Raw genomic sequence first — 24,225 nt, 5'->3', positions numbered from 1 at the left:
CCGCTCGAAGCAGGACTGGCCGATGAACTCGTCGCGCCCGACGCTCAGAGCATGGCTGCTCACCGATACGCCCGCTTCGCGCAGACAGGCGGCGCTCGGTCTCGCGTATCGGCGCTGGCGGCGCTTCGCGGGCAATCCGCTCTCCGTATTCGGCCTGTCGATCCTCGCGCTGCTCGTGATCGTCGCGATCATCGGACCGTGGATCGCGCCGCATGATCCCCTCACGCAGGTCTTATCGGATCGCCTGCTGCCGCCCGGTTCGGCCTCGCACTGGCTCGGTACCGATCAACTCGGCCGCGACATTCTCTCGCGCGTGATCTATGGATCGCGGCTCACGCTGTCGATTGCGATTCTCGTCGTCGTAGTCGTCGTGCCCATCGGCCTGATGATCGGCACGACGGCGGGCTTTTTCGGCGGCTGGGTCGATAACGTGCTGATGCGTGTGACCGACATTGCGCTCGCGTTCCCGAAGATCGTGCTCGCGCTCGCCTTCGCCGCTGCATTGGGCCCCGGCGTATTCAACGCGGTGATCGCGATTTCGATTACTGCGTGGCCCGCGTATGCACGTCTCGCGCGCGCCGAAACGTTGAGGCTCGTGCAAGCGGACTTCATTCACGTGGCGCGCCTGCAAGGCGCATCGAATCTGCGCATTCTGCTGCGCTATATCGTGCCACTGTGTTCGTCGTCGGTGATCGTGCGCGCGACGCTCGACATGGCGGGCATCATTCTGACTGTCGCGGGTCTCGGCTTTCTGGGGCTCGGTGCGCAACCGCCCAGTCCCGAATGGGGCTTCATGGTCGCGTCGGGTCGCAACGTGCTGCTCGACGCATGGTGGGTCGCGACAATACCGGGCTTTGCGATTCTGCTCGTGAGCCTCGCGTTCAATCTGCTCGGCGACGGGCTGCGCGACGTGTTCGATCCGCGTCATGGAGACTGACATGCGCACGAACGAAACGGTCTCCCCGCTGTGCGAGATCGACGACCTCCGCATCGCATTTCGCACGCACGACGGCACGCTGAACGAAGCGGTGCGCGGACTCTCGCTGACTCTGCGCAAAGGCGAGCGCCTGGGGATCGTCGGCGAATCGGGATCGGGCAAATCGCTGACGGGCCGCGCGCTGCTCGGCCTGTTGCCGCCTGCCGCGCACTGCACGGCGAAAACATTGCGCTTCGACGGGCACGATCTGCTGACCATGCGTGCCGACAGACGCCGTCAGTTGTGCGGTCAGCAAATGGGCATGATCCTGCAAGACCCGAAGTACTCGCTGAACCCGGTGATGACCGTCGCGCAGCAGATGCGCGAAGCGTTCGCGCTGCACGATCCGAAGCTGAGCCGCCGGGCAATGCGCGAAAAGATCGTCGCGGCGCTCGAAGCGGTGCATATCCGCAATCCCGAGCGTGTTGCGGATTCGTATCCGCATGAGCTTTCGGGCGGCATGGGGCAACGCGTGATGATCGCGATGATGGTCTCGACGGGACCGCGCCTTTTGATCGCCGACGAGCCGACCAGCGCGCTCGACGTGCTGGTGTCGATGCAGGTGCTCGCCGTGCTCGACGAGATGATCGCGAAACATGATACTGGCCTCATCTTTATCAGCCATGATCTGCCGCTCGTGATGTCGTTCTGCGATCGCGTCGTCGTGATGTATGCGGGTCGTGTCGTCGAAACGTGCGCGGCGCGCGATCTCGTGCATGCGCAACATCCGTACACGCGCGGCCTGCTAGCTGCCAATCCGCCGCTTGCCGATCCACCCGCCGAGCTGCCCGTTCTGTCGCGCGATCCCGCATGGCTCGACGATGCGCAAGGAGCATCCGCATGATCGACGTCGATGCATTGACAGTGCGCTTCAAGACGGCGGCGGGCGCCGTCGACGCCGTGCGCAACGCGAGCTTTCATGTCGCGCGCGGCGAAGTGTTCGGGCTTGTCGGCGAATCGGGCTCGGGCAAGTCGACCATTCTTCGTGCGTTGAGCGGGCTCTCGCCCATCGCGCAAGGCACCGTGCGTATCGCGCAGCAAGGCGAGCACGCGCAAAAGCGCGACGTGCAGATGGTGTTTCAGGACCCATACGGCTCGCTGCATCCACGCTTCACCGTGGACCAGACACTGCGCGAGCCGCTGCGCATCAACGGAATCGGCGAGCATGAGGAACGTATCGTCAATGCGCTGCGCGAAGTGGGACTGAATGCGTCGTTTCGCTTTCGCTATCCGCATCAGTTGTCGGGCGGCCAACGTCAGCGTGTGGCGATTGCGCGCGCGCTGATCGTCGAGCCGCGTGTGCTGCTGCTCGACGAACCGACGTCGGCGCTCGACGTCTCCGTGCAAGCGGAGATACTGAATCTGCTCAAGCGCCTGCATCGCGAGCGCGAGCTGACGATGATTCTCGTGAGCCACAATCTCGCTGTCGTGGGCTTTCTGTGTTCGCGCGTTGCCATCATGCGCAACGGCGAAATCGTCGAAGAACTCGACATCGGGCGAATTCGCGTGCAGCAGGTCGACAACGAATATTCGCGCAGCCTGCTGCTTGCGACGGGCGGTTATCAGCGCAAGGCCGTCGAGGCGCTGGGCATCGACACGGAAGGCTGAACGTTTTCGCTCAACCCGCGCCGTTTATACGGGCGCCGTGCCGACATAGTTCTCGGCCATCGACATCGCGGCACTGCGCGAAGTCGTCACGTACTCCAGTTCCGCGACCTGCAACTGCTGCTCGAACGACGATGCATCGTCGAGGCGGTGCATCATGCGCGTCATCCAGTACGAGAAGTGCTCGGCGCGCCAGATGCGCTTGAGCGCCGTTTCACCATAGCGATCCAGCAGATCGGTGCGGTTTTCCTTGTAGAACCCGCGCAGTGCTTCCGATAACACGCGCACGTCGGAGACGGCGAGATTGAGGCCCTTCGCACCCGTCGGCGGCACGATGTGCGCGGCGTCGCCGGCGAGAAACAGCCGGCCGTGCTGCATCGTCGTCGAAACGAAGCTGCGCATGCCGATAATGTTCTTCCGGAAGATCTTGCCTTCGATCACCTTGTGCCCTTCGTCCGAATCGACACGTGCATGCATTTCGGCCCAGATGCGATCGTCGGACCAGTGATCTACGGTATCGTCCGGATCGCATTGAAAGTACATGCGCTGCACGTCGTGCGAACGCGTGCTGACGAGCGCAAAGCCGCGTTCATGGCGCGCATAGATCAGTTCATCCGATGTGGGCGGCGCTTCGACGAGAATCCCAAACCACGCAAACGGATAAACGCGCTGATAATCGCGGCGCAGCGTTTCAGGAATCGCATTGCGCGAAACGCCCTGCGCGCCGTCGCATCCGATGATGAAATCGCAATGCAGTTCGCGGGCTTCGCCCTGATGTCGATAACGAATGCTTGGCGCGCCGCTTTCGATGTCATGCAGCGATACGTCCGACACTTCGAAATGCAATGCACCTTGCGCGGCGAGGCGCGCGGCAACCAGATCCTTGATGACTTCGTGCTGCGCATAGACGGTAATGGATTTACCCGTCAATCCAGTGAGATCGAGGCGCCGGCGCTTGCCTTCGAACGCAAGTTCGAAGCCGTGATGCAGCGCGCCCTGCGCCTTCATCCGCTCGCCGACGCCCGTTTCCGTGAGCAGATCGACCGTGCCCTGTTCGAGCACGCCGGCGCGTATCGTCGATTCGATTTGCTCGCGGCTGCGCGATTCGAGCACGACGGAGTCGATGCCTTGCAAATGGAGAAGATGAGAGAGAAGCAGTCCAGCAGGACCCGCGCCGATGATGCCGACTTGCGTACGCATAGGTGTCTCCTGAATACGCGTTGAGTGCGTGATGTCTTGATTTGCATCAAAGTGTGCAGGCCGCGCTTTTATCGAGCAACGTAATAGCGCGAATAGACGATATCTTCATTCGCGATAAACAACTGCTGCGGGTTTCCCCTTATTCGTATGAGCGGCTTTATCCGAAGCGGAATGTTGACTATCTTTGACTCACGATCTGCGAAGCCGAATAGAGGGCAATCATGAAAGCACGCAATGTCGTGAAGCTGCTTATTGCTGTGGGATGCGTGACGTCGATGGCGAACGTCCATGCGCAGGCCAGCGATAGCATGTCGATGGCATCGAATCCGGCAGCGCATTCGGGCAAGGCGACGTCGGCTGACAAGAAACTGGCTCGCGATGTACGCAAGGCATTAGCGAAAGCGCCCAATTTCAATGTGTCGAATGTGTATGTGAAGGCACGGGACGGAATGGTCACGTTATCGGGCAGCGTGCCCGATGGTCCGCAGATCCAGCAGGCGGCCGACGTGACGAAGGGCGTGCCGGGCGTGACGTCGGTGAGCAATCATCTGACGCTCTATAACAAGGGATATTAGTCCTTCACCTAGCCCTTCTCGCACGGACTGGCGTTGCTCCTGACCTGCCCCGTTGCTTCGAGAATCGCCTGCCTGATGCGCGGATAAGTGCCGCAACGGCAAATGATGCCGTGCATCGCACAGTCGATGTCCTTCGCGTTCGGATGCGGGTTGTTGAGGATCAGCGCGCTCGCGGCCATCAGTTGCGCGCTCTGGCAATAGCCGCATTGCACGACGTCGATACGCGTCCACGCTTCTTTCAGCGCACGCGCTTGCAGTCCGCGCAATCCTTCGATTGTCGTCACGTCATTGGCGCCGATATCGGAGAGCTTTTCCTGGCAAGAGGTCTTTGCTTCCTTGCCGACGAGTACGGTACACGCACCGCACACGCCGACGCCGCAACCGAATTTCGTGCCTGTCATCTTCAGTTCGCAGCGCAAGACCCAGAGCAACGGCGTCGTGGGATCGGAATAGACGTCGACCGTTTTGCCATTGATATTCAGCTTGAGCATGTTGCACTCCCGGAGTACAGCTTCACTTTGAACGGCAACGTGCGAAAGCGCATGCCCGTCAGCGCGAATAGCGCATTCGCGACGGCGGGCGCGATGGGCGGCAGCGCGGCTTCTCCGACGCCTTGCGGATGCCCTTTGGACGGCATGATCTCGACGCAGATGTCGGGGCATTCGTCCATGCGCACGACGTCGAATTCGCTGTAAAGACTCTCGACAACTGCGCCGTTGTCGAGCGTGATTTCTTCCTTGAGCGCAGCGGACAGGCCGAACACGATCGCACCTTCCACCTGCTGCCTGATCAGATTCGGATTGACGGGCAGGCCGCAGTCGATCGCGCAAAATACGCGGTTCACCTTCAACGCATTGCCCGCTTCCATCGACACATCGACGACCTGCGCGACCACGCTGCCGAATGCTTCATGCAATGCGACGCCGCGTGCATGCCGGATACCGTTGTCGGACCATGCGAGGGGCGCACGCCATCCGGACATGCTCGCCACTTTCTGCAGAACGGCAAGATGCCGCGAGTGCCGCGTCAAAAGACTCGCGCGAAACGCGACAGGGTCTTTGTGCGCGGCAACGGCCAGTTCGTCGATAAAGCTCTCGATGAAAAACGCCTGATGCGAATGTCCGACGGAGCGCCAGAAGCCGACGGGCATCGGCAAATCGATCGTGCGTTGCCCGATCCAGACGTTCGGCATTTCATAAGGCTGATCGAACGCGCCTTCGGAAACGGTCTTGTCCAGATTGAGGCCGATGTCGGGGATATGGTAATTGCGCGCCATCCAAGTGGTGACGATCGATTGGCTCACCGATGCGTTATGCCACGCGATCAGTTGGCCCTGCGCATCGAGTCCCGCCTTGAAGCGCGACAGGCAGGCAGGCCGATAGAAATCGTGGCGCATGTCCTGCGGACGCGTCCAGAGCGTTTGCACAGGGCGTCCGTCGGCTTCGCGCGCAATCGCCACCGCCTGCACGATAAAGTCGACTTCGAGCCTGCGTCCGAACGCGCCGCCTATCAGTTGCTGCTGCAAATCGACCTGCTCGGCGTCGATGCCCAACAGCTTCGCGACATGCATGCGCGCGACGGCGGGCACCTGGGTCGCGGCCCATACCGTTGCCGTGCCGTCCTTGATTTGCGCGGTGCAGTTGATGGGTTCGAGCGCCGCGTGCGCGAGATAGGGCACGTGATATTCGGCCATGATGGTGTGCGCCGCACGGTCCAGCGCAGCATCGACGTCACCGTGGCTGTACCACGCGTGGCCGTCACTATCATCGAGCGCCTGTGACAGACGCTCGACGACGGCTACATTGTTCAACCCTTTCGTCGGGCCGTCGTTCCATTCGATCGACAGCACGTCGAGCGCATTCATCGCGACGAACATGTTGTCCGCGATCACGGCGACGCCGCCCGTGCCGCCGTTGTATGCATCGACGGAAAATACGCGTTGCACGCCTGGCAGCGCCGCCGCCACCGAGCCGTCGAATGTGCGCACCGTGCCGCCGAGTGTCGGACACATCGCGATGCTTGCATACAGAAGGCCATCCGGCAGCACATCGATGCCGAAGCGCGCGGTGCCGTCTATCTTCGAAGCCGCTTCGATACGCGTGAGCGGCTTGCCGATCAGCCTGAAGGTCTCCGGGTCTTTCAGCACGGGTTTGCGCGGCAGCGGCTGGCGCGCGGCTTCGGCGGCGAGTTGCCCGAACGATGCACTGCGCCCCGAGCCGTGCAGCACCTTGCCCTTTTCGACGCGGCATTCCGACGCCTTCACGTTCCAGATTTCGGCGGCGGCGCCGATCAGCATCGCACGCGCGCATGCGCCCGCCTCGCGCATCGGTTGCCAGAGATCGTTGATGGTCGACGAGCCGCCCGTCATCGACGTGCCGAAATCGCGCGCGAGCTTGCGCGCGAACCACACTGTGAGTTCCTTGATGACGCCGTCTTCATCGGGACGAAACGGCAAATCGCCGACGACGCTCTCGACGTTGTTATAGATGCCGTCGACGGGCGCATGAGCCACGCGGATGTCGCGCCAGTCCGCATCGAGTTCCTCGGCCACCAGCATCGCGAGCCCCGTGTGCACGCCCTGTCCCATCTCGGCCCGGCACATCATCACGGTGACGGTGTCGTCGTTGGCGATCTTCACGTAGCCGTTGAGCGCCGATTCGCCCGGCCGCACGCGCAAGGGCGCCGATGCGACGATCCGCTGACGCGGCGGCAGCGCCGACCATCCGACGACCAGCGCGCCGACTGCGCCCGCACCGCCCAGCAGGAAGGTTCGACGCTTCAGCATGGCATCTCTCAGAGGAATACAGCACGGACACCAGTAAAACGCACCAGTCGCGGCTCAACTGAAAGCCTGTGTTTTCATTCGCCGACGATGCACCGCTGCATACTTCGATTACCTGTTCGAAAAGCGCCAATTCAGTCCGGTCAAAGTTCATATTAGTGCGCATTCGCCGAATTGCGACGCACTAGATGAAAAAGCCAGTAGAGCCTGAAAAGATTGCGACAGTGCGGAAAAACCCGCATTGCCGGACTTTGCGACGCGAACGCAATGCGCAAAATCCATGCGTGTGAGATCGCCATGAATAAGCGGTTGGATCAAGCCGCATCAGGGCTTGAGCGTAGATACAGCGCGATGCTGCAACGCAATCCGATCCAGTGGCATATCGCTTGCGTGATCCGAGCTAAGCGCTGTGTCACGACGACCGCCTGGTCTCGGCAGTCGCACAGGGAGAAAAGAGATGCCTTATCTGATCGGTTGGTTGCTGGGTGTGCCGCTTATCGTCCTCGTGATTCTGTATTTGATTTTTCACTAAAGACGCACAGCTCACGCGGCCATTGCAGCCGCAACAATAATCGAAGATGCGGGACACATCCGCGCATTCCATCGCAAGCGCGTCGACTGTCGTTCATCCACAGTCGACGCGTTTCATTCGCTATAGAGGCGCATCAAGCGCGATATCGCGCGCGATATCAAACGCCGCCAGCCTGCTTTTTCAGCGCGCCGAGAATGCGCTTTTCGAGCGCCGCGTAGTCATGCCCGAAGTGATGGTCGCCCGATGTGCGGATCACTTCGATACCCGTCTTCGTGAGTGCCGGGCACAGCGTGTCTTCTTCGTGCTCGCCATAGAAGCACTGCACGATCTGCGGCGGCAGACGCTCGAACTCGGGCTTCACCTTCAGCGCCTTGTCGCTGGCGGGCATGCCGAGCCAGCCCGTCACGCGAATCTGGAAGTCCGCTGCGGGCGCGAAGCCGAGCAGCGAAATCAGCGAGACTTTCGCGCGCATCGCATCGGGCAAGCGGTTGTACGCGAACGGCATCACGTCTGCGCCGAACGAATAGCCGATCAACGCGACGTGTTCCGCGTGCCAGCGCGTCGTGTAGGTTTGCAGCACGCGCGCGAGGTCGTGGCTCGTCTGTTGCGGCGAGTGCTCGGACCAGAAGTAACGCAGGCTGTCCCAGCCGATCACGGATACGCCATCTTTCTGCAGTTCTTCGGCAATCGTCTTGTCGAGATCGCGCCAGCCGCCGTCGCCTGAAATCACGATCGCCATCAGGCCGTTCGGATGCGCGGCCGGCAGTTCGATCAGCGGCAGATCGGAGACATCTTCTTCCTTCATCGGCGCGACGCGCAGATGCGGCGTCGTCAGTTCAACGATGCGTTGCGTGCCTGCGGACGCATTAGCATCCGTTTCAACGAAGCCGGGCAAGCCGGGGCCGTGCGTGATGGTCGGGTCCGGCGGGCAGGGGTTGAAACGCTTGTCGAGATCGCGCTGCGCCGCAACCGATACGGCGCCCGCCACGGTGTTCTCGGCCGCCTGCTTCAGCACCGCCATCGCGAGCGTCGCGCCCTGGCCCGAGCCCGCGACGATCGGCATAAAATAGCGGTTCGACTGCACCTGGCGTTCGAGCTGATGACTGACAGCTTCCGCGTCGCCGACGATCTGATGGCAAGTCTCTTTCTTCGCAGCAGAGAGATTCGACGCGTACTTCTTCGTATCGACGCCGACCACCATCGCACCGTTCTTCGCGAGCGCCTCGGCGGCCTGCTGATCCGCAGTGCTCCAGCCGCTTTCGCGCGAGAACAGCACGACGAAGCCGTGCACTTCGCCCGCGGGCTTCGTCACCGTGACCTGGCCATAACGGCCGCCGGAGACGGTTTCATATGCGTGCGCAGTCGGCACGATGCCCGCGAGCGAGCACAGCGAAATGCTCGCCAGTGCGGCGAGCCGGTAAAACTTTTGCTTGATCATGAACGCCGGCCCCCTGCCAGCAATGACAGATCCGCGAGCGTGAAGAACACGCCGACGGACCCCGATGCAGCGAGATAGCGCGGCTCCCATTGAGGCTGGAATTTGCTCTTGAAAGCGCGCAGTCCGCGAAAGTTATAGAAGCGGCCGCCGAAGCGCCACACGATGCCCGCGAGCCGGTGCCAGCGCGATGCGAGCGGCGTCGGCGACATGCCGGAGAACGGCGCCATGCCGAGGCTCAGCGAACGAAAGCCCGCGTGCTTCAGATGCAGCGCGAGCTGGGTGAACAGATACTCCATTGCGTACGGCGACGCTTGCGGCACGTGGCGCATCACGCCGACGGTCGCTTCCGTGTTCAGGTCCGTCGTCATGAACGTGACGAACGCGACGGGCTCGCCGTTCTGACGCACGAGCATCACCGATTGGGCGGCCAGATAGTCCTCCGTGAATGCAGCGACAGAGAAGCTCTTTTCGCGCGCATCGCGGCTGTCGAGCCAGACGTCGGAAATCGCGCGCAGCGTCTCCATCGATTCGGGCACGAGCGCCGGCTCGATCACTTCGACTGTGAAGCCATCGCGCTCGCCGCGCTTCAACGCATAGCGAAGATGCGCGCGATGCGAGCCCTTCAGATCGAATTCGTCGAGCACGACCTGCGCTTCCTCGCCGAGCTTCATCAGCGTGAGACCCGCGTCGAGATAGAGCGGCAGCGCATTCGCGCGCACCTGATAGAACGCCGCGCGCCCGCCATGCGCATGCGCGAGCGCGACGAACTCGCCGATCAGCTCGGCCCACTCGCAGCGAGGGCCGACGGGATCGTGCAGCGCGGCCCACGTGCGGCCGTATTTCGCGTACATCAGAAAGGCCTGGCGCGACTTGGAGAAAAGAAAGCTCTTGTCGCCCATCAGCGCGAGACCGGCGTCGCTGCGTTCCTGCGCGCGGAAGATGCGGGCTGCGTCCTCGAGATCCTGCTTCGCCGGCTTTACGAAGCGGCCCGCTGCAGGACGCAGCAATTGCCAGAACGAGAACGTCGCGGCGAACAGGCTGGCCGCAAGCGTCGCGCGCAGCGCGCGCGGCGCGCGTTCGTCGAAAGCGAATTGCCACCACAGGTCGCGCGTATAGGGCACGTCGCGGAACGCGAACAGCATCACCCACACCGCGAGCATCACCACCATCATCACCGACACCAGCCAGGCCATCGTGAACGGCTCGGCAAACAGCGACGAGCGGCGGTTGAAGCGCGAGCGCGTCGCGAGAAGCAGCACGATCAGCGTGGACAGCACGCCCGCTTCGACGAACGCGAGACCCTTCGTCAGCGACAGCGCGAGACTCAGGACAGCGAGTCCGAGCGTGAGCCACCATGCCGCATCGAGACGCCGCAACAGGCCGCGCGCGACGAACAGCAGCGCCACGCCGACGAGGCTGCACAGCAACTGCGAGCCTTCGAGCACCCACAGCGGCAGAAAGTCCCGCAGGATCGCGATGCGATGCCAGAATGCGGGCGTCGCGCTGGAGATCACCAGCATGCCGCCGACGACGAACGTCACGAGGCTCAGAAAAAGCGGCGCAAGCTGCGATACGGCCGCTGCGTGATGCAGCGGCAGATGCTTCTTCAGCGCGCGCCCTTCGAAGCCGGCCAGCAGCGCCGCCGACACGATCAGCGGCAAGCCGAAATAGATCGCGCGATAGGCGAGCAGCGCGGCGACCATATAGTGCGTCTGCACGCTGCTGCCGAGCGCGAACACCATCGCCGCCTCGAACACGCCGACGCCGCCCGGCGTATGGCCGATCAGGCCGAGCAGCATCGCGGCCGCGTAGATCGTGATGAACGACATGAAGCTCACGTCCGTGTCCGGCAACAGCGCCCACAGTGCGAGACCGGCGGCGATCACGTCGAGCGCGGCGAGCAGGACCTGCGCGACGAAGTCGCGGCGCGACGGCACATCGAACGCGAGCCAGCGCCAGCGCGTGCGAATTTGCCGCGTGTTGTGGCCGCACGCGAGCGTGATGAGCCCGAGCAGCGTCAGCAGCGCTGCGCCGCCCCACGCGAGCGCGCCCGTCGGGCTGTGGAGCATCGGCGCGAGCGTCGTTGCGTCGCACAGCATGCCGAGCGCCGTCATCAGGACGAGCGCGAGCGCAAGCGAAACGCTCGTGAACACGGTCATGCGGCCAATCTGCGCGGGCGTCACGTCGGCGACGGCGTAGACGCGCGCGCGCACCGCGCCGCCCGTCAGCGCGCCGAAGCCGGTCACGTTGCCGAGCGCCGAGCCCGCCGTCGCGCCGATCCAGAGCGCCGCGCGCGGCACCGTCTTGCCGACGTAGCGCAGCCCGACGGCATCGCGGCCCGCGAGAGCGATATAGCTGAGCACGGTTGCGCCGAGCGCGGCCGACCACTCGCCCGCCGTCAGTTGCCGCAGGTGGCGGATCACCGAGCGATAGTCGACAGCCTGCGACAGATGCTGGAAGACGATCAGTAGCAGCACGCAGACGCCCAGCGACAGTACGGGCGACAGCAGCCGCCGGCTGCCGGACGTGGCACACGCTCGCTGAAGCAGCGCGGCCGCGCGGCTCGAAAAACGGGGTTGGTCAGACATGGATGAATTCGGGTGTTGCCTGGATGCGCAGCAATGGTCTCGTTGCGTCCGCATCGAATAGGGTTGGATTTCGAAGCGATACGGGGCTATAGCCACCTTGGCTTCGTCTTTTTCAACTCTTTACAAACGGACAACGGCAATTTGCCCAAAAGGTTGACACCGGGACGAACCCGGAGACGATTTTTTGCGGTTTTCGCTTAAGAAACCCTGATGTGGCCGGCAATCGGCCTGACATTGAGGCGGATCTTCCCGACGACGATTTGTCCCGACCGGGCGCTGCCCAGAACGCGCGGCGGCGTGCCGACCCGCATGGCGGCTTGCTCTCAGGCCGGCGCAGAGTCGACGGATGTACCAGTTGGAACAAATCCTGGCGATACCGGTTTTCGTGTTCAGGCCGATTGAGCCCGCGCGCACGATACCAGATTTGTCCTTACGTGTACCCTTATTTGACATTTCATCTGCTTTCATCACCATACGGATCTGAAAGCAGACGGAACGGCAACTGTCAAATCGATACCATGTGATGCCCGCGATCCGACTCACGCCCAAGGATCGTTGCCCGTCTCCCAACACTCCTGCGCCTTATCGCCCGCCTGGCCTTGTTTCCGCCAGCGTCAGACGAATTGGCATGTTCGATGCCTTGTGACAGGTGCGCCAATCGCAGCGCAACGCAAGGAGACACCATGAAATCTCTCGACAATCCGCTCGCCGCGTTGATCTGGGCGATACGGTTCCTGTGCCGCCATGTGCTGTATCTCGGCATCGTGATCCCGCTCGTCCTCGTCGCGGCGTTCTATCTCGGGCCGCGGATCATCGCGCTGTGCGGCGCATGGTTCGACCCGATGACGCTCGTCGAGCCGATCGCGGTCTCCGACGATTTCAAGCACCGGGGCTATACCGATCAGACCTTGCAGCATGTGCTCGTCGATACGCTCGGCGATCTGCGCAAGGAAGCCGAATCCGTCACGCCCGCAAACGATACCGAGCACGTGCTCTCCGAGTTCAAGCTGCCTGACATCACCGTGCCCGGCACCGATCTGTCGATTCGGCCGCTGATCGAATTCGCGCGCACGCTGCTCAAGCGCGACTCGTCGGTGTACGGCACGGTCGTCGGCACGCCGTCGTCGTTCGCGATGATGCTCACGCTGCGCGATCCCGACGGACGCACCGTCGCGCTCGGCAACGGCGTGTCGCCCGAAGCGGCCGCGCACGCCGACGCTTCGAGCGAATCGCAGGCGCTCACGCACGCGCTGCGGCAAGCGGCGATGACGATTCTTCAGCATCAGAGCCCGCTGCTGTACGCGTCGTATCTGACGCAGATGGAGCAGAAGCGCTGCCTGAAGGGTGGCGCGGGCGACGCGCCCTGCCAGTTCGACGACATGCGCGAGCGCTTCGAACGGCTCGCAGCGGGCTCGGGGCGCGATGCGACGGGCGCATCCAAAGAGGATGCCGCGTGGGCGCTGCTCGCACTATCGAAGCTCGACACCTACGCGCGCGACTACGAAGGCTCGATCCGGCACGCGCGCCGCATCGTCGACATGAGCGGCGAGCTGCACGCGTGGAAGAAAGTGCGTCCGTGGGCGTACTACAACTGGGGCGTCGCGCTCGCCGACATGGGCTGCTACCAGCACGCCGCCGACGTGCTCAAGCGCGCCGTTCAACTGCACAAGGACTACGCGCCCGCGCACAACGCACTCGCCCGCGCGTGGCTCGGGCTCGCGCAGATGCCGGCGCTCGCGGGTGCCTCGATGCAGTCGGGCACCGACTACATCGACTATCGCGCCGCCGCCGTCAACGAACTGCGAGTCGCAATAGCAAAGAATCCCGGCTATCAGGAAGCGTATGTGAATCTCGGCGACGCGCTGCGTCTGCCGTCGATGAAGACGGGTTTTGTCTCGCCCGCCGCAATGGACGAAGCACGCGACGCGTATCGCACGGCCGTTGCACTGAACATCGACGACGCCGGGCGCGCGTATGAGCGGCTCCAAGCGCTGCACGACAGCGTGTTCATGAAGGTCGCGGCGCGCATCACGCGCGGCCGCGCGCAATGCTCGACGGGAATGGCGCGCTCGCTGCTCGAATCGTGGGGATGCAGCGATGCGCAGATCGCAGCGGGCGCGGACCCGAACTCGGCGAGCATGCAGCCCGTCGCGATGCAGCCCGAAGCGCGCGCGAAAGCGTGCAACAAACCTGAGTTGATGCTGCCGACAACCGCGCCGACGAACAGCGTCAACGCACGCGGCACCGGCATCATCGAAGTGAAGAACATCGACGCGACACCGACGCCACATGACTCAACGCCCGCTGTCGATCCCGTTCGCAAGACCGTCGCGCAGCAGCGAGGCTGAGCGCATCAGCGCTTTAACCAAAAAGCGCCGGTCCATTGATCGAACCGGGGGCTTTACACACGTGCTCGCGATCGGCTCAATCGGCTCACGCTCAATGCGCGCCCGCCGCTGCCGCGCCGCCACCGCCCTTTGCTGGCCGCGTCAGCCAGATCAGCGGAATGATCACGATGAAGATCATCGACGACAGCCAGAAGATGTCGTTCAGTCCGAGCATCGCGGCCTGCGCATTCATCGACTGCTCGAAGAACGCGACAGCCTGATTCATGCTGCCGCCGAGCGTCGAGTGCACGTTCGCGATCGCGTTCGTGTACGCGGGATTGTTCACGTACGACTGCTCCGCGAGTTGTGCGTGGTGCAGGATGGTCCGGTTGTTCCAGCCCGTCGTGATCAGCGACGTGCCCACGCCGCCCGCGAACACGCGCACGAAGTTCGACAGACCCGCGGCCGCCGGAATCTTGTCGGCGGGCAGGCCCGACAGGATGATCGCCGTCAGCGGCACGAAGAAGAGCGCCATCGGAATGCCTTGCAGAAGCGTCGGCAGGATCAGCGTCCATGGGTCGACGCCCGTCGTGTACTGCGAGCGCATGAAGAACACGCCTGCGAAGCCGATGAAAGCGAGCGTTGCGAGCACGCGCGCATCGGACTTCGGCATGATCTTCGCCATCACGGGCGCGAGCAGCACGGCGAAGATGCCGAGCGGCGCGGTCACGAGACCGGCATCGACGGAACGATAGCCCAGATAGCCCTGAATCCATTGCGGCAGGATCACGAGGTTCGAGAAGAACACCGCATACGCGACCGAAATCGCAATCGTGCCGCCGCGGAAATTGCGCACCGCGAACAGGCGAATATCGACGATCGGATTCTTCTCCGTGAACTCCCAGATCAGGAAGAACAGGAAGCTGATGGCCGCAATGACGGCGAGTGTGCAGATCACAGGCGAGTTGAACCAGTCGAGGTCCTTGCCCTTGTCGAGCATGATCTGCAGCGACGCGACCCAGGCGATCAACGACAACAGACCGACTATGTCGATGGGCAGCTTGCGGGCCGGCGATTCGCGGTCGCGGTAGATGATCCACGTCACGGCGGCGGCGAACAGGCCCACGGGAATGTTGATGTAGAAGATCCACGACCAGCTGTAGCTGTCGGTGATCCAGCCGCCCAGCGCGGGGCCTGCGATCGGGCCGACGGTCGCCGTCATCGCCCACAACGACAGCGCCGTCGAGCTTCTTTCTTTCGGATAAGAGCCGAGCAAAATCGCCTGCGATAGCGGGATCAACGGGCCCGCGACCGCGCCCTGCAACACGCGCGCGGCAAGCAGCACGATCAGATTCGGCGCGACGCCGCACAGCCACGACGAGAACACGAACAGCAGGATCGCGGCGACGAACAGCTTGACCTGGCCGACGCGCTGCGTGAGCCAGCCCGTCAGCGGAATCGCGACGGCATTGGCCGCCGAGAACAGCGTAATGACCCACGTGCCTTCGTCGACGGACACGCCGAGATTGCCGGAGATGGTTGGAATCGCGACGTTCGCAATCGACGAATCGAGCACGTTCATGAACGTCGCAAGCGCGACGGCGATTGTCGCGAGGACCAGCTTGCCGCCCGAGAGCGGTGGCGGTGAAAGTTGCGTCGAGGGATTCATGTCAGTTCAAGTCAAAAGTTTTCTATCGGGCGGCGGCTTTTATCTGACTGATCAGATAATTGGGCGAACCGGGGCGCGGATGTGAGCCGCGTCCCGGCGTGTGAACTAGCCGGCGCGCTGGGACGAGCCGACGCGCTTGTCTCGCTTGTCTCCTTTCTCGCCCTTGTCATCGCCCGCGTCGCGCTTCGCAAGCGGCCGCGACGATGCTCCGCTGGCCATCACGCCTTCATGCATCGGCACGCTGTTCTGCGCGATGATCTTCTCGATCTCGGCATCGGCCTGCGCGCCGTATCCGTCGAACACATCTGTGTGATACGTGGTGTTCATCGCCGTGCCGAGTTGCGCGCCGGTGTCGTCGCGCGTGTCGACGTCGACTTCCATTGAAAGGCCGATACGCAGCGGATGTGCTTCGAGTTCCTTCTGGTCGAGCTGGATGCGCGCGGGCAAGCGTTGCACGACCTTGATCCAGTTGCCCGTCGCGTTCTGCGCGGGCAGCGTTGCGAACGCGCTGCCCGTGCCCGCCGAGAAGCCGACCACGCGGCCGTGATACTGGACCTTGCTGCCATACACGTCGGCCGTCAGCGTCACGGGCTGACCGATGCGCATGTTGCGCAACTGGCTTTCCTTGTAATTCGCATCGACCCACACGCCGTCGAGCGGCACGATCGCCATCAGCGGCGTGCCCGGCGACACGCGCTGGCCCACTTGCACCGAGCGCTTCGCGACATAGCCGGTGACGGGCGCGGGCAGCGTGTTGCGCGCATAAGCGAGGTACGCGTCGCGTACTTTCGATGCGGCGGCCAGCACGTTCGGATGCTGCTCGATCGTCGTGCGGTCGGTCAACGCGCGGTTCGCTTCCGCCTGTTGACGCGCGGCATCGAGTGCGGCCTGCGCCGCTGTCACGGTGTCGCGTGCATGTGCAATGTCTTCTGCCGACACCGCGCCCGTATCGGCGACGGCCTGGCGGCGGCGCAGATCGTCTTGCGCGCGCGCCAGATCGGACTGCTTCTGCGCAATGTTGGCCGCGTAAAAATCGTTGTTCACGTACAGGCTGCTCACTTGACGCACCGTCTGGCCGAGCGTCGCTTCGGCGTTGCCGAGCGCGACCTTCGCATCGGCGTTGTCGAGCTTCACGACGGAGTCGCCCGCTTTCACGATCTGCGTGTCGTCGGCATTCACGGCGACGACGGTGCCCGTCACTTGCGGCGTCAGCTGCACGAGGTTGCCGCTGACATACGCGTCGTCAGTGGTCTCGTGATAGCGGGCATATGTCATGTAGTACGCGCCATACGCCGCCGCCGACACGACGACGGCGACGCCCAGCAGCGCCAGCATAAGCTTGCGCTTGCGCGTGTTGGGCTCGTTCGCGGCGGCATCGTGTTTCGCGGGCGCTGCGGCCGTGGCTGGCGTGTCTTGCGTCGCTTGACGCTCCGGGGTATTGAGTTCGCTCATTTCGATTCTCCAGGCGGATTCGGTGAGTTGCCGCTCAGCGCGCGGCGACGGCAGGCGTGTTGGGATCGGACGCATTCGACGCATCGACGAAGCCGCCGCCAAGCGCGGAGGCCAGCGCGATCTGCTGATCGCGGCGGTCCATGCGCAGGTTTGCGACGGCCTGATCGGCGGAAAGCGCGTTGACGTCGGCATTCAGCACGGTCAGCTGGTTCGTGAGACCGGCCTTGTACTGCACCAGGGCGAGCTTGTCGGCCTGGCGCGCGGCGTCCTGCGCGTTCTGCGCATCGACGAGTTGCCCGTCCGTCGAGCGCACATCGGCGAGCTGCGTCGCGACTTCGCTCAACGCGGTGACGAGCGTCTGGTTATAGGTCGCGACGGCGTAGTCGAAATCGGCGTAGCGGCCCTTCAGTTGAGCGCGCAGTTCGCCCGCATCGAAGATAGGCAGATGGATCGCCGGGCCCACCGACGCCGTGCGGCTCGCCGCCGTCAGAAAGCGCCCGAAGCCGAACGCGTCGAGACCGATCGCGGCGCTCAGGTTGATGTCGGGATAGAACTCTGCCTTCGCTTCCTTGACGTCGTGCGTCATCGCATCGACGCGCCAGCGCGCGGCCACGATATCGGGGCGGCGGCTCACGAGATCGGCAGGCAGATTGTCGGGCAGACGCACTTCGTCGCCAATCCCGAGCGTCGGACGCGCGATCTGCAAGCCACGGTCCGGCCCCGCTCCGAGCAGCGCGGCGATCTGATAGCGCGTCGTGAGAATCCGGCCGTCGAGCGCCTTCAGCGTCGCGCGGCTTGTCGCGAGATTGGCCTGCGCGGTCTTGCGCTCGACTTCCGTATCCAGCCCCGTCGCGATGCGGCCCGCCGTGATGCGGTCGATCTGCTCGCGCTGCGCGATCTCCTGTTGCGCGATGTCGCGCAGCACATACAGGCGCGCGAGCTGGTTATATGTGCGGGCAATCGACGTCGTCAGCGTCAGCTTGACGAGTTCCGCGTCGGCCTGGCTGGCCTGAAGCTGCGAGACAGCCGACTTCAATGCTTCGCGGTTCTTGCCCCACAGATCGAGATCGTACGAAGCGCTCAGCAAGCCCTTGTTTTCCGTCTGCCACGAACCGCCGTAGGGACGCGGCACGAGCGCCGTGCTGGAGAACTGCTGGCGCGTGAGCGAGTAGCTCGCGTCGACGCGCGGCATCGTGCCCGCCTTCGCTGTTTCGCTATACGCCGAAGCAGCCGCGACGCGGGCGCGCGCCTGGTCGAGCGTCGGGCTGCTCTTCAGCGCTTCGTCGATCAGCGCCTTCAGTTGCGCATCGCCGAACTGATCGGCCCAATTGGCGGCGGGCCAATGGCCCTGCTCGGCGGGAATGCTCTGCTGCGTCGCGTACTGCTGCGGCTCGGCCGTCTTCGCGTCGCTGTGGATGCCCGCGTAGTTCACGCACGCCGACAGCACCGCCGCGAACATCACCGACACACCCACTTTCAGCACGCGCGACGCGCGCTGTCTGGTGTTTATTTGATCGTTTGACTGATTGCTCATTTTCTGACCTATCAGATAATTGGATAAAAAATTGCTCAATCGTCGAGGAATTTTCGAAGCAGACGGCGCAGTTCTTCGAATTCCGCTGTGGTGAAGCGCCCGAGGCGCGCGTTCAGCACTTCAGGCGCGATCCCGGCGATGCGCAGCGCCACCTCGCGGCCCGCGTCCGTCAGTTCGAGATTCACGACGCGCCGGTCGTCGATGCTGCGCGAGCGCGTGAGCATGCGGAGCGCTTCGAGCTTGTCGAGCATGCGCGTCATCAGGCCCGTGTCGATGCCGAGGTGCCGCGACAGCATCGCCGGCGTCGTATCGATGCCGCGCATCAGCGACAACAAAATGCCCACATGGTGCGCCCTGATGTTCAGGTCCTTCACCGCTGCATCCATCTGCGTCATCACGACGTTGCGCGCCTTGCTGATCGCGCAAATGACGTCTTGCGTCAAACGGAAATCGTCTTTTGGATCGTGCGACATCTCTGACTCCGTGCTATTTGCAAGAACAATAATTGACATGTCAGATACAGTCAACGGCGCATACGTGAAACTCATTGTTCCATCAGATGCGACAGTCCTTTTTCAACCGGAGAATGCGGGCGCGGGCCGAACGGCCGCGCAGACCGTGTTCACTCGCCCAGGAATTTGCGCAGCAAGCGGCGCAGTTCGGTGAGTTCGGCCTTCGTGAAGTCCTTGAGGCGCGCGTTGAGCACGTCAGGCGCGATTTCGGGAATCTGATCGGCGACGGCGATGCCGTCTTTCGTCAGCGAAAGATTGACGACGCGACGGTCTTCCTGATCGCGAGAGCGCACCAGCAGCCCTCTCGTTTCGAGCTTGTCCAGCATGCGGGTCATCAGCCCTGTGTCGATGCCGAGCATTTTCGACAGTTCGAATGGGGTCGATGCGAGTTTCTGTCTGAGCATCAGCATGATGCCCATTTGCTGGCCGGAGATGTCGAGTTCCTTGAGGGCCGCATCCATTTCGGTGACGATCAGGTTGCGCGCCTTCACGAGCTGGAAGCCGACACTCTCCCTCACCTTGAAATTGTCCTTGGTGTAATGACGCACGCGAGGTCTCCTGGAACATACGGCAATCTGATTGACTTATCAGATACTACCAAATCAGGTCTCGCGGGCCGCTCGAAACATGCTCACTTCAATCCGAGACGCTTCGCGAGCCGGTTCAGGTTCGCGCGATCCATGCCGAGCGTGCGCGCGACGGCGGCCCAGTTGTGGTTGTTGCGTTCGAGCGCGTCGCTGACTAGCGTTCGCTCGTAAGCCGTGACGGCGCTGCGGAAATCGGTGTGACCTGCTTCGCCTGTGTCCGTCGAAGACGAACTCAATGCAGGCGCGGACAGATCACCACCAGGGTTCGCCGACATGCCGAGGTCAGCAGCCGTCAGCGTCAGAATGCGCGGCCGCTCGCGATGGCGCGACAGCGCCTTGAACGCGCTGCGCCCGATCATGTGCTCAAGCTCGCGCACGTTGCCCGGCCAGTTGTACCCAAGCAGCGCGGCCTGCGCGTCGTGCGCGAGCCGGATGCTGAGTAACCCGAGCCGCGCGCGGTTCTCTTCGAGGAAGAAGCCCGCGAGCAGCAGCACATCGCGTCCGCGTTCGCGCAGCGGCGGCACGCGCAACGGGTAGACACTCAGCCGGTGATACAGGTCCGCGCGAAAACGCCCGGCGCGCACTTCTTCGGCCAGGTCGCGATTCGTCGCGGCGATAAGCCGCACGTCCACCTTGTGCTCACTGTCCGAGCCGATGCGCTGCAACTGCCCGTTCTGCAGCACACGCAGCAGCTTCGCCTGCACGCCGAGCGGCAGTTCGCCGACTTCGTCGAGAAAGAGCGTGCCGCGGTCGGCCAGTTCGAATTTGCCGCTGCGGTCCGACGACGCGCCCGAAAACGCGCCGCGCACATGCCCGAACAGTTCGCTTTCGACGAGCGTATCGGGCAGCGCCGCGCAGTTGAGACTGATCATCAGCTTGTTCGCGCGCGGTGAGCCGCTGTGAATCGCGTTCGCGACGAGCTCCTTGCCGACGCCCGTTTCGCCCGTGACGAGCACCGTCAACTCGCTGTTCGCGACGACGCGGATTTCGTTGACGAGTTGCTGATGCGCCGCGCTGCTGCCGATCAGATCGCGACTGCTCTGCCCGCTCGCCTGGCGGTATGCCTCCGCGCGTTGACGCTCTTCTTCCGTGTTGCGCTCGAGCGTGTGGATGCGCTCCGCGACGCTCACCGTGGCCGACGCGAGGCTGAGAAACGCCCGCAGCGCATCCATGTCGATGGTGTCGAAGCGCTCCGGATCGAGCGCATCGAGCGTCAGCAGGCCCCACGGCCTGCCGCCGATGAACAGCGGACAGCCAAGGCAATCGTGCACTTCGAGATGACCGCTCACGCCCTGCACCAGGCCATCGTAGGGATCGGGCAAAGCGGAATCGGCGGGAAAACGCGTCGGCCCGTGAGTCGAGAGCAGCGCTTCGAAACGCGGATGATCGCCGACGCGAAAGCGCCTGCCGAGCGTATCGCCGCTCAGGCCGTCGATCGCGAGCGGAACGAGCGTGTCTTCGTCGAGACGCAAAAGGGCCGCTGCATCGCCGGGAAAAAGCGTGCGCAGCGTCGTCAGCAGACGCCGATAGCGCTCGCGTTCCGGCAAGTCGCGCGTCAGGTCCTCGACGAGCGGAAGCAGCGCATCGAGCACCTCGGATGCAGTCAATTTGACTTCGTATGAAGTCTGTTTAACCCTTGTCATATCCACAGACGATTTTTCCAACCCTTTGATTTTACGACACTCACAAGCTGGCCCGATACCTGCATTAGGTGATTACCCGAAAACCCGCCCCATTGGCGGGCGCCACTCACCCCAACTGCGAGGAACAAACTCATGCTGTCAGCCGAACAACGCGCCATCATCAAGGCAACCGTGCCCCTGCTCGAAAGCGGTGGCGAAGCGCTCACCACGCACTTCTACAAGATCATGTTGTCGGAGTACCCGAGCGTGCGCCCGCTGTTCAACCAGGCTCACCAGCAATCGGGCGATCAGCCACGTGCGCTGGCGAATGCGGTGCTGATGTACGCGCGTCATATCGATCAACTCGAACAACTCGGCGGACTGGTTTCGCAAATCGTCAACAAGCACGTCGCGCTGAACATCCTTCCCGAGCATTATCCGATCGTCGGCGGATGTCTGCTGCGCGCGATCCGCGAAGTGCTCGGCGCGGAGATCGCAACGGATGCCGTGATCGAAGCATGGGCCGCGGCCTATCAGCAACTGGCCGACCTGCTGATCGGTCTCGAAGAGAAGGTGTATGTCGAAAAGGAAACGGCCAATGGCGGCTGGCGCGGCACGCGTGAGTTCGTGGTGGCGCGCAAGGTCAAGGAGAGCGACGAGATCGCGTCGTTCTATCTGCGCCCGGCCGATGGCGGCGATGTGCTCGAATTCCGTCCGGGCCAGTACATCGGCCTGCGCCTGGTCGTCGAAGGTGAAGAAATCCGCCGCAACTATTCGCTGTCGGCTGCGGCAAATGGCCACGAATATCGGATCAGCGTGAAGCGCGAGCCCAATGGCAAGGGTTCGAACTTTCTGCATGACTCCGTGCACGAAGGCTCGACGCTGGACCTGTACGCGCCGTCGGGCGATTTCACGCTGGAGACGAGCGACAGGCCGCTCGTGCTGATCAGCGGCGGTGTCGGCATCACGCCGACGCTCGCGATGCTCAACGCCGCGCTTCAGACGTCGCGTCCGATTCACTTCATCCACGCAGCGCGTCATGGTGGCGTGCATGCGTTCCGCGATGTCATCGACGATCTCGCAGGTCGTCATCCGCAACTCAAGCGCTTCTACGTGTACGAGAAGCCGCGTGCCGACGATGAGGCGCATCATGCGGAAGGCTTGCTCGATGAAGCGCGTCTGATCGAATGGATGCCCGCGACGCGCGACGTCGATGTGTATTTCCTCGGACCGAAGCCTTTCATGAAGGCCGTGAAGCGGCATCTGAAGGCGATCGGCGTGCCCGAGAAGCAAAGCCGTTACGAATTCTTCGGGCCTGCTGCCGCGCTCGACTGAGCAAGCTGATTTTTGTTGTAGTGGTTGTTGTCTGGTAGGGCTACCCTGGTAGTACTTTGGAAGAGACGCGTGCCTGGTCTCTTCCTTTTTTGTTTTTACGGCCTTCGCGAAAGCAAAAGCAGAAGCTAAAGCGCTTAGCGATCGTCTTCATGAATCGACGACGGATGCCGGCACATCGCATCGACTTCTATTTCCATATACGGATAGAGCGGCAACTGCATGAGCAGATCATTGAGTTGCGTGGGACTTTCCACATCGAACACGCTGTAATTCGCATACAGCCCGGCGATACGCCACAAGTGTCGCCAGATTCCTTCCTTCTGCAGCCGCTGCGCCATGGCTTTTTCATTGGCCTTCAATTCGTTCGCGCGCTCCACAGGCATATCGGGCGGCAGCTTAACGACCATCTTCACGTGAAATAGCATTCGGGTACTCCGCTTGTTTAGAGTGACTTTCGGGTGGCTTTCGTGTGATTGCGCGACATTCGCTACACGCCGCGCTTTCAATGCACGCGACCGCCTTAAGCGGCGGCCGCATTCAACCATTCGACGATGCTGCGCGATCAGGCGCGAGCGCGCTCCACTTCACTCGTCGGCACGTCGTTGCGCTCCTTGACGAGATTGAAGTCGAAGTCGATCAGCGCGAACTGGCCGTCGATGCCATAAGGCTTGCCGGTAGCGCCCTCTTCCTTCTTCAGCGCGGGCACGAGACCTTCGCGCGTGGCGAACGCAAAATCGTCCCACAGATACGGATCGCCTTCGATATTGATCTGCGTCGTCAGCTTGCGATAGCCTGGCGCCGACACGAAGAAGTGAATGTGCGCGGGACGATGGCCGTGACGCCCGAGCAGATCGAGCAGTTGCTGCGTCTTTCCTTCGGGCGGCACACTATAGCCGATGGGCACCACGCTGCGGAAGCTGTAGTTACCGTTTTCGTCGGTGCGGATCGAGCGGCGCAGGTTGTATTCGGGTTGCGACCTGTCGAAGTGCGAGTAATTGCCGAGATGGTTCGCGTGCCACACTTCAACGAGCGCACCGCGCAGCGGCTTGCCGTCTTCGCCCGTCACGCAGCCGCGCATCACGAGCGTTTCGCCCGGCTCGTTGCCGTTGTCCAGACGCGCATGGCCCGTCGATTCCGGCGCGCCCGCCACATACAGCGGACCCTCGATCGTGCGCGGCGTGCCACCCGCGACACCAGCTTTCTTTTCCGCTTCGTCGAGACGGACGTCCAGGAAGTGCTCGAAGCCAAGACCCGCTGCCAGCAGGCCGAGCTCGCCGCTTTGGCCCGCTTCGCCGAGATAGTTCAGCGCCGACCAGAACTCGTTCGGCGTCACATCGAGTTCGTCGATCGTGATGAACAGATCGCGGATGATGCGGTTGACCACCTGCTTCGTACGGGCGTTGCCTTCGTGCGTGGCGCTCTCGTTGATCGTGTTCAACAGGGCGTCGATGGCTTTGATTTCCATGGGGATGTCTCCTTTAGTCCAATCAC

At 62.8% G+C, this 24,225-nt stretch carries 19 protein-coding genes; 6 read left to right on the top strand and 13 right to left on the bottom strand.

Annotation, left to right across the window (positions count from 1 at the left end):
* The first annotated feature begins 22 nt into the window (after window positions 1–22).
* From nikC to BMW76_RS05780, 3 genes are read left to right on the top strand one after another with little or no spacing between them, the layout of a single operon-like run.
* Window positions 23–937 carry a nickel transporter permease gene (gene nikC, locus BMW76_RS05790; RefSeq protein WP_090864337.1) on the top strand — a complete coding sequence of 305 codons (915 nt, stop codon included), beginning with the start codon at window positions 23–25 and terminating at the stop codon, window positions 935–937.
* Window position 938: 1 nt separating this feature from the next.
* Window positions 939–1,820, top strand: a complete 882-nt coding sequence (locus BMW76_RS05785; protein WP_090864007.1) for an ABC transporter ATP-binding protein — start codon at window positions 939–941, stop codon at window positions 1,818–1,820.
* Window positions 1,817–2,584: an ABC transporter ATP-binding protein gene (locus BMW76_RS05780; RefSeq protein WP_090864005.1), complete on the top strand. Its 768-nt coding sequence runs from the start codon at window positions 1,817–1,819 to the stop codon at window positions 2,582–2,584. The genes BMW76_RS05785 and BMW76_RS05780 overlap by 4 nt, the downstream gene beginning before the upstream one ends.
* A 24-nt stretch (window positions 2,585–2,608) precedes the next feature.
* Here BMW76_RS05780 and BMW76_RS05775 read toward each other — a convergent pair whose 3' ends face one another.
* Window positions 2,609–3,781 carry a 4-hydroxybenzoate 3-monooxygenase gene (locus BMW76_RS05775; protein WP_090864003.1) on the bottom strand — a complete coding sequence of 391 codons (1,173 nt, stop codon included), beginning with the start codon at window positions 3,779–3,781 and terminating at the stop codon, window positions 2,609–2,611.
* A gap of 221 nt (window positions 3,782–4,002) precedes the next feature.
* Here BMW76_RS05775 and BMW76_RS05770 point away from each other — a divergent pair, with 221 nt between their 5' ends.
* Entirely contained in the window at window positions 4,003–4,356 is a 354-nt protein-coding gene (locus tag BMW76_RS05770) for a BON domain-containing protein (RefSeq protein WP_090864001.1), read from the top strand.
* Window positions 4,357–4,364: 8 nt separating this feature from the next.
* Here the strand turns inward: BMW76_RS05770 and BMW76_RS05765 are convergent, their stop codons facing one another.
* From BMW76_RS05765 to mprF, 4 genes are all read right to left on the bottom strand, one after another.
* Window positions 4,365–4,847, bottom strand: a complete 483-nt coding sequence (locus BMW76_RS05765) for a (2Fe-2S)-binding protein (protein WP_090863999.1) — start codon at window positions 4,845–4,847, stop codon at window positions 4,365–4,367.
* Window positions 4,835–7,141, bottom strand: coding sequence for a xanthine dehydrogenase family protein molybdopterin-binding subunit (locus BMW76_RS05760; protein WP_090863997.1), 2,307 nt, complete (start codon window positions 7,139–7,141; stop codon window positions 4,835–4,837). The genes BMW76_RS05765 and BMW76_RS05760 overlap by 13 nt, the downstream gene beginning before the upstream one ends.
* A gap of 686 nt (window positions 7,142–7,827) precedes the next feature.
* Window positions 7,828–9,108, bottom strand: a complete 1,281-nt coding sequence (locus tag BMW76_RS05755; RefSeq protein WP_090863995.1) for a virulence factor family protein — start codon at window positions 9,106–9,108, stop codon at window positions 7,828–7,830.
* Window positions 9,105–11,696 carry a bifunctional lysylphosphatidylglycerol flippase/synthetase MprF gene (mprF, locus tag BMW76_RS05750; protein ID WP_090863993.1) on the bottom strand — a complete coding sequence of 864 codons (2,592 nt, stop codon included), beginning with the start codon at window positions 11,694–11,696 and terminating at the stop codon, window positions 9,105–9,107. Before mprF ends, BMW76_RS05755 begins: the two co-directional genes overlap by 4 nt.
* A 683-nt stretch (window positions 11,697–12,379) precedes the next feature.
* Here mprF and BMW76_RS05745 point away from each other — a divergent pair.
* A complete protein-coding gene (locus BMW76_RS05745; protein WP_090863991.1) occupies window positions 12,380–14,044 on the top strand; it encodes a tetratricopeptide repeat protein in 1,665 nt (554 codons plus the stop codon).
* 91 nt (window positions 14,045–14,135) lie between these two features.
* Here the strand turns inward: BMW76_RS05745 and BMW76_RS05740 are convergent, their stop codons facing one another.
* The 6 genes from BMW76_RS05740 to norR form a co-directional block, all read right to left on the bottom strand.
* Window positions 14,136–15,692, bottom strand: coding sequence for a DHA2 family efflux MFS transporter permease subunit (locus tag BMW76_RS05740; RefSeq protein WP_090863989.1), 1,557 nt, complete (start codon window positions 15,690–15,692; stop codon window positions 14,136–14,138).
* A gap of 105 nt (window positions 15,693–15,797) precedes the next feature.
* Window positions 15,798–17,144, bottom strand: coding sequence for an HlyD family secretion protein (locus BMW76_RS05735; RefSeq protein WP_245763122.1), 1,347 nt, complete (start codon window positions 17,142–17,144; stop codon window positions 15,798–15,800).
* A gap of 34 nt (window positions 17,145–17,178) precedes the next feature.
* Complete coding sequence (locus BMW76_RS05730) at window positions 17,179–18,678, bottom strand: efflux transporter outer membrane subunit (protein ID WP_090863988.1); 1,500 nt, start codon at window positions 18,676–18,678, stop codon at window positions 17,179–17,181.
* 35 nt (window positions 18,679–18,713) lie between these two features.
* Window positions 18,714–19,151 carry a MarR family winged helix-turn-helix transcriptional regulator gene (locus BMW76_RS05725; RefSeq protein ID WP_090863986.1) on the bottom strand — a complete coding sequence of 146 codons (438 nt, stop codon included), beginning with the start codon at window positions 19,149–19,151 and terminating at the stop codon, window positions 18,714–18,716.
* Between the two features lie 149 nt (window positions 19,152–19,300).
* Window positions 19,301–19,738: a MarR family winged helix-turn-helix transcriptional regulator gene (locus BMW76_RS05720; protein ID WP_090863984.1), complete on the bottom strand. Its 438-nt coding sequence runs from the start codon at window positions 19,736–19,738 to the stop codon at window positions 19,301–19,303.
* A gap of 83 nt (window positions 19,739–19,821) precedes the next feature.
* A complete protein-coding gene (gene norR / locus BMW76_RS05715; RefSeq protein ID WP_090863982.1) occupies window positions 19,822–21,420 on the bottom strand; it encodes a nitric oxide reductase transcriptional regulator NorR in 1,599 nt (532 codons plus the stop codon).
* A gap of 132 nt (window positions 21,421–21,552) precedes the next feature.
* Here norR and hmpA point away from each other — a divergent pair, with 132 nt between their 5' ends.
* Entirely contained in the window at window positions 21,553–22,734 is a 1,182-nt protein-coding gene (gene hmpA, locus BMW76_RS05710; RefSeq protein WP_090863980.1) for an NO-inducible flavohemoprotein, read from the top strand.
* Between the two features lie 134 nt (window positions 22,735–22,868).
* Here the strand turns inward: hmpA and catC are convergent, their stop codons facing one another.
* Window positions 22,869–23,159: a muconolactone Delta-isomerase gene (gene catC, locus BMW76_RS05705; protein ID WP_090863978.1), complete on the bottom strand. Its 291-nt coding sequence runs from the start codon at window positions 23,157–23,159 to the stop codon at window positions 22,869–22,871.
* A gap of 137 nt (window positions 23,160–23,296) precedes the next feature.
* The gene (catA, locus tag BMW76_RS05700) at window positions 23,297–24,199 is read right to left on the bottom strand and encodes a catechol 1,2-dioxygenase (RefSeq protein WP_090863976.1); all 903 of its coding nucleotides are present in this window, start codon (window positions 24,197–24,199) and stop codon (window positions 23,297–23,299) included.
* Window positions 24,200–24,225 lie beyond the last annotated feature (26 nt).

Origin of the sequence: Paraburkholderia diazotrophica (assembly GCF_900108945.1) — a bacterium.
In the GTDB taxonomy this organism is placed as follows: Bacteria; Pseudomonadota; Gammaproteobacteria; order Burkholderiales; family Burkholderiaceae; genus Paraburkholderia; species Paraburkholderia diazotrophica.
Note: the sequence above shows the minus strand (reverse complement) of the source record. Positions and strands in the feature narration are given on the sequence as shown.